This window comes from Arenibacterium halophilum (genome assembly GCF_005938225.1).
In the GTDB taxonomy this organism is placed as follows: Bacteria; Pseudomonadota; Alphaproteobacteria; order Rhodobacterales; family Rhodobacteraceae; genus Arenibacterium; species Arenibacterium halophilum.
This window is the reverse complement of the sequence record NZ_VCPC01000004.1, coordinates 262765-279050: the sequence shown is the minus strand read 5'-3', so window position 1 is coordinate 279050 and position 16286 is coordinate 262765. Positions and strand designations below refer to the sequence as shown.

General features: G+C 62.6%; 19 protein-coding genes. 12 read left to right on the top strand and 7 right to left on the bottom strand.

All coding sequences use genetic code 11. The features are described from left to right. The first annotated feature begins 17 nt into the window (after positions 1 to 17). Both FGK64_RS18295 and FGK64_RS18290 read left to right on the top strand, forming a co-directional pair. Positions 18 to 620, top strand: a complete 603-nt coding sequence (locus FGK64_RS18295; protein WP_138865292.1) for a L,D-transpeptidase — start codon at positions 18 to 20, stop codon at positions 618 to 620. A 140-nt stretch (positions 621 to 760) separates the two neighbouring features. After that, positions 761 to 940 carry a hypothetical protein gene (locus FGK64_RS18290; RefSeq protein ID WP_138865291.1) on the top strand — a complete coding sequence of 60 codons (180 nt, stop codon included), beginning with the start codon at positions 761 to 763 and terminating at the stop codon, positions 938 to 940. A gap of 76 nt (positions 941 to 1016) precedes the next feature. Here FGK64_RS18290 and hemH read toward each other — a convergent pair whose 3' ends face one another. Then, a complete protein-coding gene (gene hemH, locus FGK64_RS18285) occupies positions 1017 to 2066 on the bottom strand; it encodes a ferrochelatase (protein ID WP_138865290.1) in 1050 nt (349 codons plus the stop codon). A 56-nt stretch (positions 2067 to 2122) separates the two neighbouring features. Beyond that, positions 2123 to 2941, bottom strand: a complete 819-nt coding sequence (locus tag FGK64_RS18280; protein ID WP_138865289.1) for a class I SAM-dependent methyltransferase — start codon at positions 2939 to 2941, stop codon at positions 2123 to 2125. A 15-nt stretch (positions 2942 to 2956) separates the two neighbouring features. Here FGK64_RS18280 and FGK64_RS18275 point away from each other — a divergent pair, with 15 nt between their 5' ends. Genes FGK64_RS18275 through FGK64_RS18260 form a run of 4 tightly spaced genes read left to right on the top strand, consistent with a single transcriptional unit; the run spans position 2957 to position 5277 of the window. After that, complete coding sequence (locus FGK64_RS18275; RefSeq protein WP_138865288.1) at positions 2957 to 3688, top strand: ComF family protein; 732 nt, start codon at positions 2957 to 2959, stop codon at positions 3686 to 3688. Between the two features lie 30 nt (positions 3689 to 3718). Then, positions 3719 to 3979 carry a glutaredoxin 3 gene (grxC, locus tag FGK64_RS18270; RefSeq protein ID WP_138865287.1) on the top strand — a complete coding sequence of 87 codons (261 nt, stop codon included), beginning with the start codon at positions 3719 to 3721 and terminating at the stop codon, positions 3977 to 3979. Then, entirely contained in the window at positions 3976 to 4806 is an 831-nt protein-coding gene (locus FGK64_RS18265; protein WP_138865286.1) for a carbon-nitrogen hydrolase family protein, read from the top strand. The genes grxC and FGK64_RS18265 overlap by 4 nt, the downstream gene beginning before the upstream one ends. Positions 4807 to 4833: 27 nt before the next feature. Next, the gene (locus FGK64_RS18260) at positions 4834 to 5277 is read left to right on the top strand and encodes a MarR family winged helix-turn-helix transcriptional regulator (RefSeq protein ID WP_138865285.1); all 444 of its coding nucleotides are present in this window, start codon (positions 4834 to 4836) and stop codon (positions 5275 to 5277) included. Here the strand turns inward: FGK64_RS18260 and ubiG are convergent. Beyond that, positions 5274 to 6017 carry a bifunctional 2-polyprenyl-6-hydroxyphenol methylase/3-demethylubiquinol 3-O-methyltransferase UbiG gene (gene ubiG, locus FGK64_RS18255; RefSeq protein ID WP_138865284.1) on the bottom strand — a complete coding sequence of 248 codons (744 nt, stop codon included), beginning with the start codon at positions 6015 to 6017 and terminating at the stop codon, positions 5274 to 5276. The two genes, FGK64_RS18260 and ubiG, sit on opposite strands and share 4 nt — an antisense overlap. Positions 6018 to 6066: 49 nt before the next feature. Between ubiG and pip the strand changes: the two genes are divergently transcribed. The 6 genes from pip (at position 6067) to infB (ending at position 13342) form a co-directional block, all read left to right on the top strand. Beyond that, on the top strand, positions 6067 to 7053 hold the full coding sequence (gene pip / locus FGK64_RS18250) for a prolyl aminopeptidase (RefSeq protein WP_138865283.1): 987 nt from the start codon (positions 6067 to 6069) through the stop codon (positions 7051 to 7053). Further along, positions 7050 to 7862: an ABC transporter substrate-binding protein gene (locus tag FGK64_RS18245; protein ID WP_138865282.1), complete on the top strand. Its 813-nt coding sequence runs from the start codon at positions 7050 to 7052 to the stop codon at positions 7860 to 7862. The genes pip and FGK64_RS18245 overlap by 4 nt, the downstream gene beginning before the upstream one ends. A gap of 139 nt (positions 7863 to 8001) precedes the next feature. Beyond that, positions 8002 to 8580 carry a ribosome maturation factor RimP gene (rimP, locus tag FGK64_RS18240; protein WP_138865281.1) on the top strand — a complete coding sequence of 193 codons (579 nt, stop codon included), beginning with the start codon at positions 8002 to 8004 and terminating at the stop codon, positions 8578 to 8580. After that, entirely contained in the window at positions 8581 to 10209 is a 1629-nt protein-coding gene (gene nusA / locus FGK64_RS18235; RefSeq protein ID WP_138865280.1) for a transcription termination factor NusA, read from the top strand. 23 nt (positions 10210 to 10232) lie between these two features. Further along, positions 10233 to 10865: an RNA-binding protein gene (locus FGK64_RS18230; protein WP_138865279.1), complete on the top strand. Its 633-nt coding sequence runs from the start codon at positions 10233 to 10235 to the stop codon at positions 10863 to 10865. Then, positions 10862 to 13342, top strand: a complete 2481-nt coding sequence (infB, locus tag FGK64_RS18225; protein WP_138865278.1) for a translation initiation factor IF-2 — start codon at positions 10862 to 10864, stop codon at positions 13340 to 13342. Before FGK64_RS18230 ends, infB begins: the two co-directional genes overlap by 4 nt. Before the next feature lie 83 nt (positions 13343 to 13425). Here the strand turns inward: infB and FGK64_RS22760 are convergent, their stop codons facing one another. From FGK64_RS22760 to FGK64_RS18210, 4 genes are all read right to left on the bottom strand, one after another. Beyond that, on the bottom strand, positions 13426 to 13560 hold the full coding sequence (locus tag FGK64_RS22760) for a hypothetical protein (RefSeq protein ID WP_281280426.1): 135 nt from the start codon (positions 13558 to 13560) through the stop codon (positions 13426 to 13428). A gap of 205 nt (positions 13561 to 13765) precedes the next feature. Further along, positions 13766 to 14164: a (deoxy)nucleoside triphosphate pyrophosphohydrolase gene (locus tag FGK64_RS18220; protein ID WP_138865486.1), complete on the bottom strand. Its 399-nt coding sequence runs from the start codon at positions 14162 to 14164 to the stop codon at positions 13766 to 13768. A 5-nt stretch (positions 14165 to 14169) separates the two neighbouring features. Next, entirely contained in the window at positions 14170 to 15405 is a 1236-nt protein-coding gene (argJ, locus tag FGK64_RS18215) for a bifunctional glutamate N-acetyltransferase/amino-acid acetyltransferase ArgJ (protein ID WP_138865277.1), read from the bottom strand. A gap of 3 nt (positions 15406 to 15408) precedes the next feature. Next, entirely contained in the window at positions 15409 to 16260 is an 852-nt protein-coding gene (locus FGK64_RS18210; RefSeq protein WP_138865276.1) for a peptidylprolyl isomerase, read from the bottom strand. Between the last annotated feature and the right edge of the window lie 26 nt (positions 16261 to 16286).

Here is a 16286-nt window from a genome sequence, read left to right as displayed (position 1 = left end):
GGCAGACGAGGCCCGACATGGGAAAAACCAACCAATCCGCCGCAACCCGGCGCATGTTTCTGGGCGGTGCGGCGTCCTTTCTGGCGGTGCCGGCATTGGCGCAAAGCGGCGTGAACAGCGCCGCCACCACCGAAGTCGAACGTGACCTGACCGAAACGGTGCGGCGCAATATTTCAAGCTTCCGGTCAATGGCGTGGGAGCCGTATTTCGACAATCTGAACAAGGGGGCAATCCTTGTAGATATCACCTCGCGTGCGCTGCATTTCTGGGACGAAAGCGGGCAATACTTCCTGTTTCCCTCCAGCGTTCCGCTGACCGAGGATCTGACGCGCCGGGGTCGCACGCAGGTGACGCGCAAGGTGGAAGGGCCGGATTGGCGCCCGACCCCGAACATGCTGAAGCGAAACCCCGAGTGGCCTGCGCATATCCCGCCGGGGCCGAACAACCCGCTGGGCACCCATGCGCTGTACCTCAGCTGGCAGTATTACCGGATTCACGGAACCCACGACACGCGCAAAATCGGGCGGCGATCATCGAACGGATGTATCGGGCTTTACAATGAACACATCGCACGGCTGTTCTCGATGACCGAGGTCGGGACACAAGTGTTGCTTATTTGACGACATTCTGGATGGCCTGCGGGTCATAACCTCAACAACCGATTGCAATCTTTTGGCATAGCTGGTTAGAAAAATAACCACGAGGTATGTCTTGGGTGCGCGATTCATCTTGGTGAATCGTGCTTATTCTGGAGGTTAACATGAAGAAACTCGTTCTCGCCGCCGCTCTGGCAGCTGCTGCTTCGACCGCAACTGCTGGTTCGCTCGCAGACCCGATCATCGAAGCACCGGTGATCGTTGAAGATGCACGCTCGTCCTCGAGCGGTATCGTTCTGCCGCTGATCCTGCTGGCACTGGTTGCTGCAGCTGTCGCTTCCTAAGCGATCGGCACAGACCAAAAGAAAGGCGGTGGGGAAACCTGCCGCCTTTTTTATTGTTTGGTGGTCTGGTGTCTGACTAAAGCCAGCCGCCCAGGTTTTCGCCGATCACCTCGGCCAGCGCGGCGATATGCGCGGGCTCGTCGTTCAGGCAGGGGATATAGGTAAATTCCTTGCCGCCCGCGTGTTCGAAACTTTCGCGGATTTCCTCGTTGATTTCTTCCAGCGTCTCGATGCAGTCGGCGGAAAACGCCGGGGCGATCACCGCGATGCGGGTTTTGCCCTCTTCCTGCGCAAGCCGCGCAACTTCTTTCACCGTATAGGGTTTCAGCCATTCCTCGGGGCCAAAGACCGATTGGAAGGTGGTCCTGATCTCGGTCTGGGGCCAGCCCAGCCGTTCGCGCAGCAGCCGCGTGGTTTTCTGGCACTGGCAATGGTACGGGTCGCCGTTCATCAGGTATCGTTGCGGCATCCCGTGATAGGACGCGATCAGCAGGTCTGGGCGGTTGTCGATCCCGGCATAGGCGCGTTCGACGGATTGGGCCAGCGCCTCGACATAGCTGGGGTGGTCGAAATAAGCAGGTACGGTGCGGGCGGCGGGCTGGTACACCTGTTTTGTCAGCGCGCGAAAGAATTCATCGTTTGCGGTGGCCGAGGTGGCGCCCGCATATTGCGGATAAAGCGGGAAAAACAGGATCTTCGTGCAGCCGGCGGCGACCATCGCATCGACCTTTGACCGGGTCGAGGGGTTGCCATAGCGCATGCAGAAATCGACCATCACACCATCGCCGTAGCGTTCGGCCAGCGCCGCGGACAGCGCGGCGCATTGCTGTTTGGTGATTGTCATCAGCGGGCTTTCGCCTGCTTCCTCGTTCCAGATGGATTTATAGGCCGCGCCGCTGGTGAAGGGCCGTTTGGTCAGGATGATCGCCTGCAACAGCGGCTGCCATTTCCACGGGGCATAGTCGATCACCCGCCGGTCCGACAGGAATTCGTTCAGATAGCGCCGCATCGACCAGTAATCATAGCCATCGGGCGTGCCGAGATTGGCGATCAGCACGCCGACCTTTTCGCGCGGAACGGTTGGGTGATCCTTCGGCGCATGGGTCGGGCGGGCGGAATCGTTCATCTGGGCATCCTGCGTTGGATCGGGTTTCGGGTGAGTTAAGCGGTTTTCCGCCGTGGTCAATCGGGCAGCGGCGTTTCCGAGGTGCCAAGCGCGTCCGCCAGCCGCGCCTGCGCGGACCCGGGGCGTAGGGGTTTGGGCTGGCTCTCGTCCGGTGCCCAGCCTGTCAGGCAGACCAGCTCGAAGGTCGCAAGGATACGGCCCTGACCCGTGGCGAATTGGTCGATGTAGAGCCGGTTTGCCACGTCGAACAGCGCGCGCCGCGTGGGGTGGCGCAGACGCCCGCTCAGCGCGTTCGCCTCGCCCATGGCGCGCAGGTCGTGCATCAGGTGGCGCAGGTCGCGGTATTCGGCGGTCAGCGGCACGGAATCGGCCACGGGCAGGTTCAGCCCCGAGCGTTGCAAAATCGCGCCCAGATCGCGGATTTCGGGCATCGGCGCGACGCGGGGCGACAAGCCGCCGGATACGGTGCTTTCGGCATGGGCCAGCACGGCGCGCAGCTGCGCCAGCGTCTGCCCGCCCAGCGTTACCGCAAGAAACAGACCATCGGCCTGCAATGCCCTTCGGCACTGGATCACCTGTCCGACCACGTCATTGGCCCAATGCAGCGCCATGGCGTGGATCACCAGATCATGAGCGCCCGGTTCCAGCGCCAGATGCGAGTCGTCCGCGACGATCGTCGCCTCTGGCATCGCGCTGGACCAGAGCCCCGGGAACGGCGTCACGACGGCAGGCGACGTAAACGTTCTGTTAACCATCGCCAGACGATCCTGAACCTCGTCGATCGCGGCGCGGTGCAGGAACAGCGCCTCGGGCGCGGCGCGGGCGCGATTGCGGGTAAGGGCGGCGCGGTCGGTGATTTGGGGCACTTCTGACATGGGTAGACCCTTAGAATGATGCAGCAGATGATACAAACGGCGGTTCGCCTTGTGTACCCGCCGCGCTGCCTTGGCTGTGGCGATCTGGTCGAAAGCGATTTTGGTCTGTGCGCCACCTGCTGGCGCGACACCCCATTTATCGGTGGAACCACCTGCGCGGCCTGCGGCATTCCGTTGCAGGGGCCAGATGATGGCCATCGGATTGAATGTGACGATTGCATCGCCACCCCCCGGCCGTGGCGCGACGGGCGCGCGGCGCTGATGTATCGTGATCGCGCCCGGCGGATCGTGCTGGGGCTGAAACACGGCGACCGCGCCGACCTTGTGCAAAGCGCCGCCGACTGGATGGCGCGAGCCGGGGCCGACATTTTGCAACCCGGCTGCCTGCTGGCACCGGTGCCGCTGCATTGGCTTCGGCTGGCGCGGCGGCGGTACAATCAATCCGCGCTGCTGGCGCAGGCCATGGCGCGGCGCACGGGCCTGATGGCTTGCCCCGATCTGCTGCAAAGGATCCGGCGCACGCCCTCGCAAGATGGGCTGACCGCGTCGCAGCGGGCCGAGAACCTGACCGGCGCGATCCGAGTGCACCCCCGCCGTGCCGAGATGGCCCGGGGCGCAAGCGTCGTGCTGGTCGATGACGTGATGACTTCGGGCGCGACACTGTCGGCCTGTACGGATGCCTGCCTTGCGGCTGGGGCAAACCGGGTTGATGTTCTGGTACTGGCGCGGGTGGGCAAGGATGATTAGGTTCTGCGCAAGTCAAGCAAGGAACCCGTCATGCAACCCGTCGAAATCTATACCACGCCGCTGTGCGGTTTCTGCCATGCGGCCAAACGGCTGCTGACCCAGAAGGGTGTCAGCTTTGCCGAGGTTGACGTGGCCGCCCAGCCGGAGCGCCGGGCCGAAATGACCCAGCGCGCCAATGGAGGGCGCACGGTGCCGCAGATTTTCATCGGCGATACGCATGTCGGCGGTTGTGACGACCTGTACGCGCTGGAACGAGCGGGCAAGCTCGACCCGCTTCTGGCCGGCAAATGAAGGCCGCGCTGATCCAGCTGTGTTCCAGCGATGACCCGGCCGCCAATCTTGCCATGGTGCAGGACCGCGTGGCGCAGGCCGCCGCGCAGGGGGCCGGGTTTGTCCTGACGCCCGAGGTGACGAATTGCCTGTCGACCAGCCGCAAGCACCAGCAAGAGGTGCTGAAGCTGGAGGAAGAGGATCAGACCTTGCCCGCGCTGCGCGATCAGGCGCGCGATTTGGGCATCTGGCTGCTGATCGGCTCGCTCGGGCTGAAAACCGGGGATGCGGACGGGCGCTTTGCCAATCGGTCGTTCCTGATTGGCCCCGATGGCGCGGTTGCCGCGTGGTACGACAAGATCCACATGTTCGACGTGGATGTGACGCCCGAAGAAACCTATCGCGAATCCGATGGCTATCGGCCGGGCACGCGGGCGGTGGTGCAGGATGCGGGCTTTGCCACCATCGGGATGAGCGTCTGTTACGACGTGCGCTTTCCTGCGCTCTATCGCGCGCTGGCACAGGCCGGGGCGCAGGTCATCACCGTTCCGGCGGCGTTTTCGCCTGTCACCGGCGCCGCTCATTGGCACAGCCTGCTGCGCGCGCGGGCCATTGAAACCGGGTGTTACGTGCTGGCGCCCGCGCAATGCGGCACGCATCCATCCTCGGGCTCCAAGCAGCGCAGCACATACGGCCACAGCTTGGCCGTGTCGCCCTGGGGCGAGGTGCTGGTGGATGGCGGAACCGAACCGGGCATTCACTTTGTCGACATAGATGTTAAGACTGTGGTCGAAGCCCGCCGCAAGGTGCCTTCGCTTTCGCACGGCCGCCCCTTCGACGGGCCGTGATTCGCCCCGCCCAAGCCCGGACGCCCGATGACTGACGAAAAAAATGCATTGGCGATTGCCCTTTTCAGCGAGGTGCTGACAGCCGACCAGCTGATCCGCAACCGGCTGAGCAAGGTGCTGCCCAAGGGCATGGAGATTTCGCATTTCTCGGTGCTGAACCAACTGGTCTTTGTCGGCGGCGAACGCACGCCCGCACAACTGGCGCAGACGTTTCATGTGACGCGCGGTGCGATGACCAACACGCTGAACAAGCTGGAGTGGGCGGGGTATGTTCATATCCGCCCCGATTGGGATGATGCGCGCCGCAAGATGGTGGCGATCAGCCCGGCCGGGCGGCAGGCGCGCGATCAGGCGGTCGATTCCATCGCGCCGCTGATCAACACAGTGGTGGGCGAAATGGGTGCCGACAAGGTACGTACCGTCCTGCCCGTGCTGCGCGAATTGCGCGCGCAGCTGGAACCTCGCGATTAGGGCCGCAGGCTGGCGGTGACGTAGTTCACCGACAGGTCGCGATCCGACAGGCTCCAGCTCCACGTGATCGGGTTGAACACGAATCCCTTGCGGTCCACCGGGGTCAGCCCGGCGCGGCTCAACAGGTCGAACAGCTCGTCCGGGGTGATGAACTTGCGCCAGTCATGGGTGCCGCGCGGCAGCCAGCGCATCACCACCTCGGCCCCGACGATGGCGACGGCAAAGGATTTCGGGTTGCGGTTGATCGTGGAACAGATGTGCAGCCCGCCGGGGCGCAGCAGGTCGTGGCAGGCCGTCAGATAGGCGAGCGGGTCGGCGACGTGTTCGACCACCTCCATGTTCAGCACCACGTCGAACTGTTCGCCCGCCTCGGCCAGCGATTCGGCGGTGGTGTTGCGATAGTCGATGTTCAGCCCGGATTGTTCTGCGTGGACCTGTGCCACCGGAATGTTCCCGGCAGCAGCATCGGCACCCACCACGTCGGCGCCCAGCCGCGCCATCGGCTCCGACAGCAGCCCGCCGCCACAGCCGATGTCCAGCAGCCTCAGCCCGTCAAACGGCTTGGCCCCGGTCAGGTCGCGCCCGAATTCGCCTGCGATCTGGCGGGTGATGTAATCCAGCCGACAGGGGTTCAGCATGTGCAGCGGCTTGAATTTCCCGTTCGGATCCCACCATTCGGCGGCCATCGCCTCGAATTTCGACACCTCCGCGAGGTCAACTGTAGACTGCGACACTTGCATTCCAATCTGTGAATGACGTTTTCTGCACAAGGCAGTATATAGGTACGTAATGGACAAGTACCCGGACCAAAAGCGCGCAGTGCAATATCTTCACCCGCCGATCGACCCCTTCGATCAGCGCCTGCTGGACGTGGGTGATGGCCATACCCTGTATGTCGAGCAATGCGGCAACCCCAATGGTATTCCGGTGGTGGTGCTGCACGGCGGACCAGGCGGTGGTTGCAGCCCAGCGATGCGGCGCTATTTCGATCCCGAGGTTTATCGTGTCGTGCTGTTCGATCAGCGCGGATGCGGACGCTCGCGGCCCCATGCCTCGGTCCAGGACAACACGACATGGCATCTTGTTGCCGATATCGAGCTGATCCGCACGACCCTGGGAATCGACAGCTGGCTGGTGTTCGGCGGTAGCTGGGGCGCGACGCTGGCGCTGATCTATGCGCAGACCCATCCCGAGCGGGCGCGCCACCTGATCCTGCGCGGTGTTTTCCTGATGACGCAGGCGGAACTTGATTGGTTCTATGGCGGAGGGGCAGGGCGGTTCTGGCCCGAATCCTGGGCGCGCTTCGTGGCCCCCATCCCCGAAGACGAACGTCACGATCTGATCGGCGCCTACCACCGGCGGCTGTTTTCCGGCAACCTGGCCGAGGAAACCAAGCTGGCCCGACTGTGGGCGGGTTGGGAAAACGCGCTGGCCTCGGTGCATTCCAACGGCACCATTGGCGACGCGCCCGGCGATTACGCGCGCAGCTTTGCGCGGCTGGAAAACCACTATTTCCAGAACGCCGGGTTTCTTGAGTTCGACGGTCAAATCCTCGCGAACATGGACCGGATTGCGCATATCCCCGGCGTCATCGTGCAGGGCCGTTATGACATGATTTGCCCGCCGGTGTCGGCCTGGTCGCTGGCCAAGGCGTGGCCGGGGTCGGATTACCGGCTGGTGCGCAACGCCGGGCACGCGCTGTCTGAACCCGGGATCAGCGCCGAACTGGTGCGAATCATGGACGACATCGCGCACAGCAAGGTGGGTGCGGCATGACCCGGATCGACCGCCGCGCGCTGTTTACCTCGGGTGCGGCCGCCGCGCTTCTGGCGGCGTCGGGCCTGTCTGCGCAATCGCGCCCGCGTCGGGGCGGCCGGTTGCGGCTGGCGCTGGCGCGCGAGGGTGATTCGCTGGGGATGATTGCGCGTGGCGCGGCCTTTGACACGCTGATCGAACTGGCCCCCGATGGCACCCTGCGTGGAGAGTTGGCGACGGACTGGACAAGCGATGCCACGGCCCAGCACTGGGTTTTGATCCTTCGCGAGGGCGTGACCTTCCACAACGGTGCAGCATTTTCCGCCACAGATGCCGCGCGGATGCTTCGGCGGCATGGTATCGCGGCACAGGCCGAAACCGCCATCCGCCTGACGATAGCGCTGGATCAGGGCGATCCGCAATTTCCGTTCCGCCTGACCCGGGCCGACATGATCGTGCGCGATGCCGATGAATCGCCGCTGAACGGAACCGGGCTGTACCGCATTGCGCGCTTTGAAGATGGCCGCCATTTCCGCGCAACGCGTGTGGCCGACCACTACAAGGGCGACACCGCCGGTTGGGCGGAAACCATCGACGCCATCGCCATGTCGGATCCGCGGGCGCGCGCCGCCGCTTTGCGTGACGATTATGTCGATGTGGCCGAACTGCCCGAAGCCTCGGAACTGCCTGTAGACGGTGACCTGCGTTATCATCCCTCGCGTGATCATATGCTGCTGGCAGCGCGTCCCAGCGTGGGGCTGCCGTCGGTGATTGGGCAAGGCACCCCGCTGGACGATGGGCGGTTGGCCGAACGCTGGTGGCTGGTCTAGCCGCCCCTTTTCAATCGGGGCTTGCAGACTCGGGCGGTTGAGCGTATACGCCCCTTAACAGCGGCGCGCTTGGCCTTGGTCGGGCGCTCCACCGGAGACGTGTGACGGGCCGCGCGCCCGTTTTTTTGTGTTTGGACCTATGAGCAACGACCTGATTGCAAAAGCAGCGATCGACCGCCGCCTGGCCGAGATCATCACCCCCGCCATCGAGGATCTGGGGTTTGAACTGGTGCGCGTGCGTCTGATGTCGGGCAAATCGACGACGCTGCAAATCATGGCCGACCGTCCGAATGGCGGGATCGAGGTGGATGATTGCGCCGAGATTTCCAATGCCGTGGGCGCAGTGCTGGATGTCGAGGATCCGATCCTTGACGAATATACGCTGGAAGTGTCGAGCCCCGGAATCGACCGCCCCCTGACCCGGCTGAAGGATTTCGAAGCCTTTGAAGGTTATGAGGCCAAGCTGGAAACGACCGAGCTGATCGACGGGCGCCGCCGGTTCAAGGGGATGCTGGCGGGCATCGAAGGCGACGAAGTGCTGATCAACGTCGAGGAAGGCACCATCGGGTTGCAGTTCGACTGGCTGAGCGACGCCAAGCTGGTGCTGACCGACGATCTGATCAAGGAAATGCTGCGCCAGCGGAAATCGGCAGGCGCGCTGAACGAAGACAATTTCGACGAGATTGAGACCGAAGGGTCAACCGAGGAGAACAGGTAAATGGCAATCACCTCTGCGAACCAGCTGGAGCTGTTGCAAACCGCCGAAGCGGTCGCGCGCGAAAAGATGATCGACCCGTCGCTGGTGATCGAGGCGATGGAAGAGTCGCTCGCCCGTGCTGCCAAGAGCCGCTACGGCGCCGAGATGGACATCCGCGTGAGCATCGACCGCAAGACCGGCCGCGCCACCTTTACCCGCGTTCGCACCGTCGTCGAAGACGAAGAGCTTGAGAATTACCAGGCCGAATTCACGGTCGAGCAGGCCAAGCAGTACATGGCCGACCCGGTGGTGGGCGATACCTATGTCGAAGAGGTTCCGCCGGTTGAAATGGGCCGCATCGCGGCGCAATCGGCCAAGCAGGTGATCCTGCAGAAGGTCCGCGAAGCCGAGCGTGATCGCCAGTACGAAGAATTCAAGGACCGCGCCGGCACGATCATCAACGGTCAGGTCAAGCGCGAGGAATACGGCAACGTCATCGTCGATGTGGGCGCGGGCGAAGCGATCCTGCGGCGCAACGAAAAGATCGGCCGCGAAAGCTATCGCCCGAACGACCGTATCCGCTGCTATATCAAGGACGTGCGCCGCGAACCGCGCGGGCCGCAGATTTTCCTGTCGCGCACCGCGCCGGAATTCATGGCCGAGCTGTTCAAGATGGAAGTGCCGGAAATCTACGACGGCATCATCGAAATCAAGGCCGTGGCCCGCGACCCGGGTTCGCGCGCGAAGATCGCCGTGATTTCCTATGATGGCTCGATCGACCCGGTTGGTGCCTGCGTGGGTATGCGCGGCAGCCGCGTGCAGGCCGTGGTGAACGAGCTTCAGGGCGAAAAGATCGACATCATCCCGTGGAACGAGGACCAGCCGACGTTCCTTGTGAACGCGCTGCAACCGGCCGAAGTGACCAAGGTGGTTCTGGACGAAGAGGCCGAGCGGATCGAGGTTGTCGTTCCCGAGGAACAGCTGAGCCTCGCCATCGGCCGCCGTGGTCAGAACGTGCGCCTTGCCTCGCAGTTGACCGGGCTCGACATCGACATCATGACCGAAGAAGAAGAATCGGCCCGGCGTCAGGCGGAATTCGAGCAGCGCACCAAGCTGTTCATGGATACGCTGGATCTTGACGAATTCTTTGCACAACTTCTGGTATCTGAAGGGTTCACCAACCTGGAAGAAGTCGCCTATGTCGAGGTGGACGAACTTCTGGTGATCGACGGAGTCGACGAAGACACCGCAAGCGAGCTTCAGGCGCGCGCCCGCGATTACCTGGATGCGCAGAACAAGGCGGCGCTGGAAGCGGCCCGCGAACTGGGTGTGGAAGACAGCCTGGTTGAATTCGAAGGCCTGACACCCCAGATGCTTGAGGCGCTGGGCAAGGACGGCGTCAAGACGCTGGAAGATTTCGCAACCTGCGCCGACTGGGAACTGGCTGGTGGCTGGACTACGGTCGATGGCGAACGCGTCAAGGATGACGGTATTCTGGAACCCTTCGATGTGTCCCTGGAAGAGGCACAATCGCTGGTCATGACGGCGCGGATTGCGCTGGGCTGGGTTGATCCCGCCGAGCTGGAAGACGAAGACACCGAAGGTGATGTTGACGGCGCTGATGCCGAAACCGAGGAGGCCGGAGCCTGATTTCAGGCTCCGAGGAGGCTGAAATGGGACGCGGTGGCGCACCAAAAGACAGATCGGGCGATCCCGATCGCAAGTGCGTCGTCACCGGCGAGGTTCAGCCCAAGAATGGGCTGATCCGTTTCGTGGCGGGCCCGGAAGCACAGCTTGTTCCCGATGTGGCGAACAAGCTGCCGGGACGCGGCGTTTATGTTGCGGCGGATCGCGCCGCGCTGGAAAAGGCCGTCGCGAAGAAGGCCTTCGCGCGCGGATTGAAAATGCAGGTTGCCGTGCCCGATGGGCTGGTCGACGAAGTCGAACGACAACTGGCGCGTCGTGTGGTCGATTTGATCAGCATGGGGCGCAAATCCGGCGACGCGGTTGCCGGTTACGAAAAGGTAAAGGCCTGGCTGGACCGTGAAGAAGCGCATGTGCTGATTCAGGCGGTCGATGGATCCGGGCGTGGAAAGTCGAAACTGAGCACGCCGCACTTCGGCAAATACATCGGCTGGCTCACGTCGGATGAACTGGGCATGGCTTTTGGCCGTGAAACTGTGATACATGCCGCGCTCGCCTCTGGTGGACTCGGCCGACGTGTTGTAGAGGAAGCGCAAAGATTGCGCGGTGTACGCGAAACTGAGGACGGCAACGGCTGTTCGGAAGGAAAAAGAGCTTTATGAGCGATACTGACGGCAAAAAGACTTTGGGCCTGCGGGGCGGGTCCCGCCCGGGGAATGTGAAACAGAGTTTCAGCCACGGACGGACGAAGAATGTCGTAGTGGAAACCAAACGCAAGCGCGTTGTCGTGCCCAAGCCCGGTGCTGTCAAATCTGCATCCGCCGGTGTGTCGGCTGGCGATCCGTCGCGGCGTCCGGGTGGCATTTCCGATGCCGAGATGGAGCGTCGTCTGAAGGCGTTGCAGGCCGCCAAGGCCCGCGAAGCCGACGAAGCCGCGCAGCGCGAAGCCGAGGAAAAGGCCCGCGAGGAAGAACGCGACCGCCGCCGCGCCGAGGCCGAGGCCAAGGAACGCGAAGAGCGCGAGCGTGAAGAGGCGCTGAAGGCCAAGGCCGAAGAGGAAGAGCGCCAGAAGCGCGAAGCCGAAGAAGCGGCGCGCCGTGCGGCCGAACCGGCACCCGCGCCGGAAGAGGCTAACCGTGGTGGCGGTGCAGCCAAGGCTGCGCCCAGCTCGCCCCGCAAGGTCGACACCGAGAAAGACCGCGAACAGCGCACGACGCGTGGCAAGGGCCGCGACGACAACCGGCGTTCGGGCAAACTGACACTGAATCAGGCGCTTAGCGGTGGTGAAGGTGGGCGGCAACGTTCGGTTGCGGCGATGAAGCGCAAGCAGGAACGCGCACGCCAGAAGGCGATGGGCGGCAATGTCGAGCGTGAAAAGGTCGTGCGCGACGTGCAGGTGCCCGAAGCCATCGTGGTCAGCGAGCTGGCCAACCGTATGGCCGAACGCGTGGGCGCTGTCGTTAAGGCGCTGATGCAGAACGGCATGATGGTGACCCAGAACCAGACGATCGACGCGGATACCGCTGAACTGATCGTCGAGGAATTCGGCCACAACGTTGTTCGCGTCTCCGACTCGGATGTGGAAGACGTGATCACACAGGTCGAGGACAAGGCCGACGATCTGTCGCCGCGTCCGCCGGTCATCACGATCATGGGCCACGTCGACCACGGCAAAACCTCGCTTCTGGATGCAATCCGGAATGCCAAGGTTGTCGCTGGCGAAGCGGGCGGGATCACCCAGCACATCGGTGCCTATCAGGTGAAAACCGAAGGCGGGCAGATGCTGACCTTCCTTGATACGCCGGGCCACGCGGCCTTTACCTCGATGCGCTCGCGTGGCGCTCAGGTGACGGACATCGTGGTTCTGGTGGTCGCTGCAGACGATGCGGTGATGCCGCAGACGATCGAGGCGATCAACCACGCCAAGGCGGCAAAGGTGCCGATGATCGTGGCGATCAACAAGATCGACAAGCACGAGGCGAACCCGACCAAGGTGCGTACCGACCTGCTTCAACACGAAGTGGTCGTGGAACAGATGTCGGGCGACGTGCAGGATGTCGAGGTGTCGGCCCACACCGGCCAGGGCCTGGACAACCTGCTGGAAGCCATCGCGCTTCAGGCGGAAATCCTTGAACTGAAAGCCAACCCCGACCGCGCCGCCCAGGGCGCCGTGATCGAGGCCAAGCTGGACGTGGGCCGCGGCCCCGTTGCCACCGTTCTGGTGCAGACCGGCACGCTGAAGCAGGGCGACATCTTTGTCGTCGGCGAACAGTGGGGCAAGGTTCGCGCGATGGAGAACGACAAGGGCGAACGCGTCAAGGAAGCCGGACCTTCGGTGCCTGTCGAGGTGCTGGGTCTGAACGGCACACCCGAAGCGGGCGACGTTCTGAACGTGGTCTCGACCGAGGCGCAGGCGCGCGAAATCGCGGAATATCGCGAAAAAGCGGCCAAGGACAAACGCGCAGCTGCCGGTGCCGCCACGACGCTGGAACAGCTTATGGCGAATGCCAAGGCCGACGAAAACATGTCGGAGCTGCCGATCCTCATCAAGGCCGACGTGCAAGGTTCGGCGGAGGCGATCGTGCAGGCGATGGAAAAGATCGGCAACGAAGAGGTGCGCGTGCGCGTGCTGCATTCGGGCGTCGGTGCCATCACCGAAACCGACGTGGGCCTGGCCGAGGCAAGCAATGCGCCGATCATGGGCTTTAACGTCCGTGCCAACGCCAGCGCGCGGAACACGGCAAACCAGAAGGGCGTGGAAATCCGGTACTATTCGGTCATCTACGACCTTGTGGATGACGTGAAGAATGCGGCCAGCGGTCTGCTGTCGGCCGAAATTCGCGAGCACTTTATCGGTTACGCCGAAATTCGCGAAGTCTTCAAGGTGACGGGCGTGGGCAAGGTTGCCGGCTGTCTGGTCACCGAAGGCACGGCGCGCCGTTCTGCCGGTGTGCGCCTGCTGCGCGACAACGTGGTGATCCACGAGGGCACGCTGAAAACGCTCAAACGCTTCAAGGACGAAGTGTCCGAGGTTCAGTCGGGCCAGGAATGCGGTATGGCCTTTGAAAACTACGACGATATCCGCAACGGCGATGTGATCGAGATTTTCCAGCGCGAAGAGGTGACCCGGACGCTGTAAGCCTGGGTCGCACATCACAAAATACTAAAAAAGGCACGGTCTTGCGACTGTGCCTTTTTCCGTTTCGTGAGTGGAAGCTTCGATCAGGCGGCGGTTTTCACCGGTTTCCCCGTGTAGATCGTGTTTCCGTCGCGAACAGCGATTTTTCCATCCGGATAGTCCCGGACGAACATTCCCTGAATCGTGACTGAAGTGCCAAGTGTGATGGTACGTAACATGTCGAATCCTCCCCAAAAGAACCGAACTGTTGCTGTGTAAGAAAAAAATACGGTCAAACAAATAATATAGCGAGAGTTAATATTAAGTTCACATGCAGAAATTTGTGGCGAAACGATGAAGCGGCGCCCAGATCCTGTGCAAAAACTGTATATACATGCAAGAGGCATGAATTTATCGTTTAGTTACATGCACATCACAGGCGAACTACAGCCAATCGCGTAGAATCGCTATCAGCGGAACGTCGGCCTCGGGCATCGGATAGCTGCGCATTTCATTGGGTCGCGCCCATGCAAGGCGCTGTCCTTCGCGCGGCTGAGGGGTGCCCTGCCACTTCCGGCAGGCGAACAGCGGCATCAGCAAATGAAAGCTGTCATAGCTGTGGCTGGCGAATGTCAGCGGTGCCAGACAGGATTGCCAGGTCTCGATCCCCAACTCTTCGTGCAGTTCGCGAATCAACGCCGCCTCGGGCGTTTCGCCCGGTTCAACTTTGCCGCCCGGAAACTCCCATAGTCCGGCCATGGCCTTGCCTTCGGGGCGTTGGGCCAGAAGCACCCGGCCGTCGCGATCAATCAAAGCGACGGCCGAGACCAGAACGGTTTTCAACCCACTCACGACCGGTAGTCGGCGTTGATGTCGATGTAACCGTGGGTCAGATCGCAGGTCCAGACAGTAGAAGCGCCATCGCCTAGGCCCAGATCGACACGAATCACCAGATCTTGCCCCTTCATGTGGGCGGCGCCGTCGGCTTCTTTATAGTCGGGACTGACCCAGCCTTTTTCGGCCACCAACACATCGCCGAACCAGATTGACAGCAGATCACGGTCAGCCGCGGCGCCGGATTTGCCGATGGCCATGACAACACGGCCCCAGTTCGGATCTTCGCCGGCGATGGCAGTTTTCACCAGCGGAGAGTTCGCGATGGCCAGCCCGTGCACCTTGGCATCGGCATCGCTGGCCGCGCCTGTCACGCGGATTTCCACGAATTTCGTAGCGCCTTCGCCGTCGCGCACCACCTGGTGTGCAAGGTCCAGCATCACGTCCGACAAGGCGGTGCGGAAGGCATCGCTGTTGCTGGCATCAACGCCCGAGGCCCCCGTAGCGGCCAGCATCAGGCTGTCCGAGGTCGAGGTGTCGCTGTCCACCGTGATGCAGTTGAAGGTGCGGTCGGTCAACGACGACAGCATCGATTGCAGCGCGCCCTGTTCGACCACGGCATCGGTGAAGATGTAGACCAGCATCGTCGCCATATCGGGCGCGATCATGCCCGATCCCTTGGCGATGCCCGCGATCTGAACCGTCTTGCCATCGATCGTGACCGATTTGCACGCGCCCTTGGGGAAGGTGTCTGTGGTCATGATCGCGCGGGCCGAGCCCTTGATCGCATCTTCGCTCAGGTTGCCCGTCAGCTCGTCCAGCTTGGCGACGATGCGCTCATGTGGCAGCGGTTCGCCGATCACGCCGGTGGAGGCGGTGAAGATTCGGGACTGCGGAACGCCGGTGGCCTTTTCGGCAGCCATGCACAGCTCGGCGACCGAGGTTTGCCCGCGCGCGCCGGTGAAGGCGTTGGAATTGCCCGAATTCACAAGGATCGCGGCGCCGGCATCGCTGGCGCCGCCGCCCGCCGCCAGTTTGGACTGGCAATCCAAAACCGGTGCCGACCGCGTGGCCGAGCGCGTGAACACGCCCGCCACCGTGCTGCCGGGCGCAAGCACTGCCAGCATCACATCGGTGCGGTTCTTATAGCGCACGCCGGCCTCGGCGCTGGCAAAGCGCACGCCCGAAATCACCGGTAGCTCGGGAAAGCTGGCCGGAGCCAGCGGAGACACAGCCAGAGTTTTGCCCATCTATCAGTTCCGAATCAGATCAAGGTTGTTGATGATTTCAGGCGACAAGCCTTCGACCTCGGGGCGTTCAATCGTGGCTTCGCGCGTCAGCAGTTCGACCCGGTCCTGCACGGCCTGCTTGCGCAGTTCTTCGCCCAGCTGGCCCTGCACCTCATCCAGAGCGGGGGCTTCGGATTTGCGCTTTTCATTCAGGCGGATCACATGCCAGCCGAATTGCGTCTGCACCGGGTCGGAGACGGTTTCGGGCTCCAGCGCGACAACGGCGGTTTCAAACTCGGGGACCATCGCGCCCATACCGAACCAACCCAGTTCTCCCCCGTTGGGGCCCGAGGGACCTGTCGATTTTTCCTTGGCGACGGTGGCGAAATCGGCGCCTGCGTCCAGTTCGTCCTTGATCGCGTTTGCCTCGTCTTCGGTTTCGACAAGGATATGCGAGGCGTTGAATTCGTCGCCGCCAAAGCCGTCGGCGTATTTCGCATCATATGCGGCCTTGATATCGGCGTCGGTCACCGCGTCGGCCATGATATTTTCGATCTCGGCGGCGGCAATCAGCGAGCGGCGTTCGTTGTCCAGCGACAGTTGAACATGGCGCGGGGGGTTGCCTTGATAGGCATCGGACAGCGCGGTTTGCTGGATCAGCTGATCAACCACCGCGTTGTACAGCACGTCCGGCGGCAGCTGGCGGTACTGTTGCGGCAGCGTGGCCGTGGCCACGATGACATGGCCCAGCGTGATATCCTGATTGTTGACACGGGCCACCAAGGTATCCGCATCGGGTTCGGCAATGGCGAGCTGCGGCAGCGCCATCACGGCGGCAAACGCCAGCGTTGTCGCAAAAGTGAGACCTTTGGGCATGGAAATCTTCCTATTCTGGGCGCGCG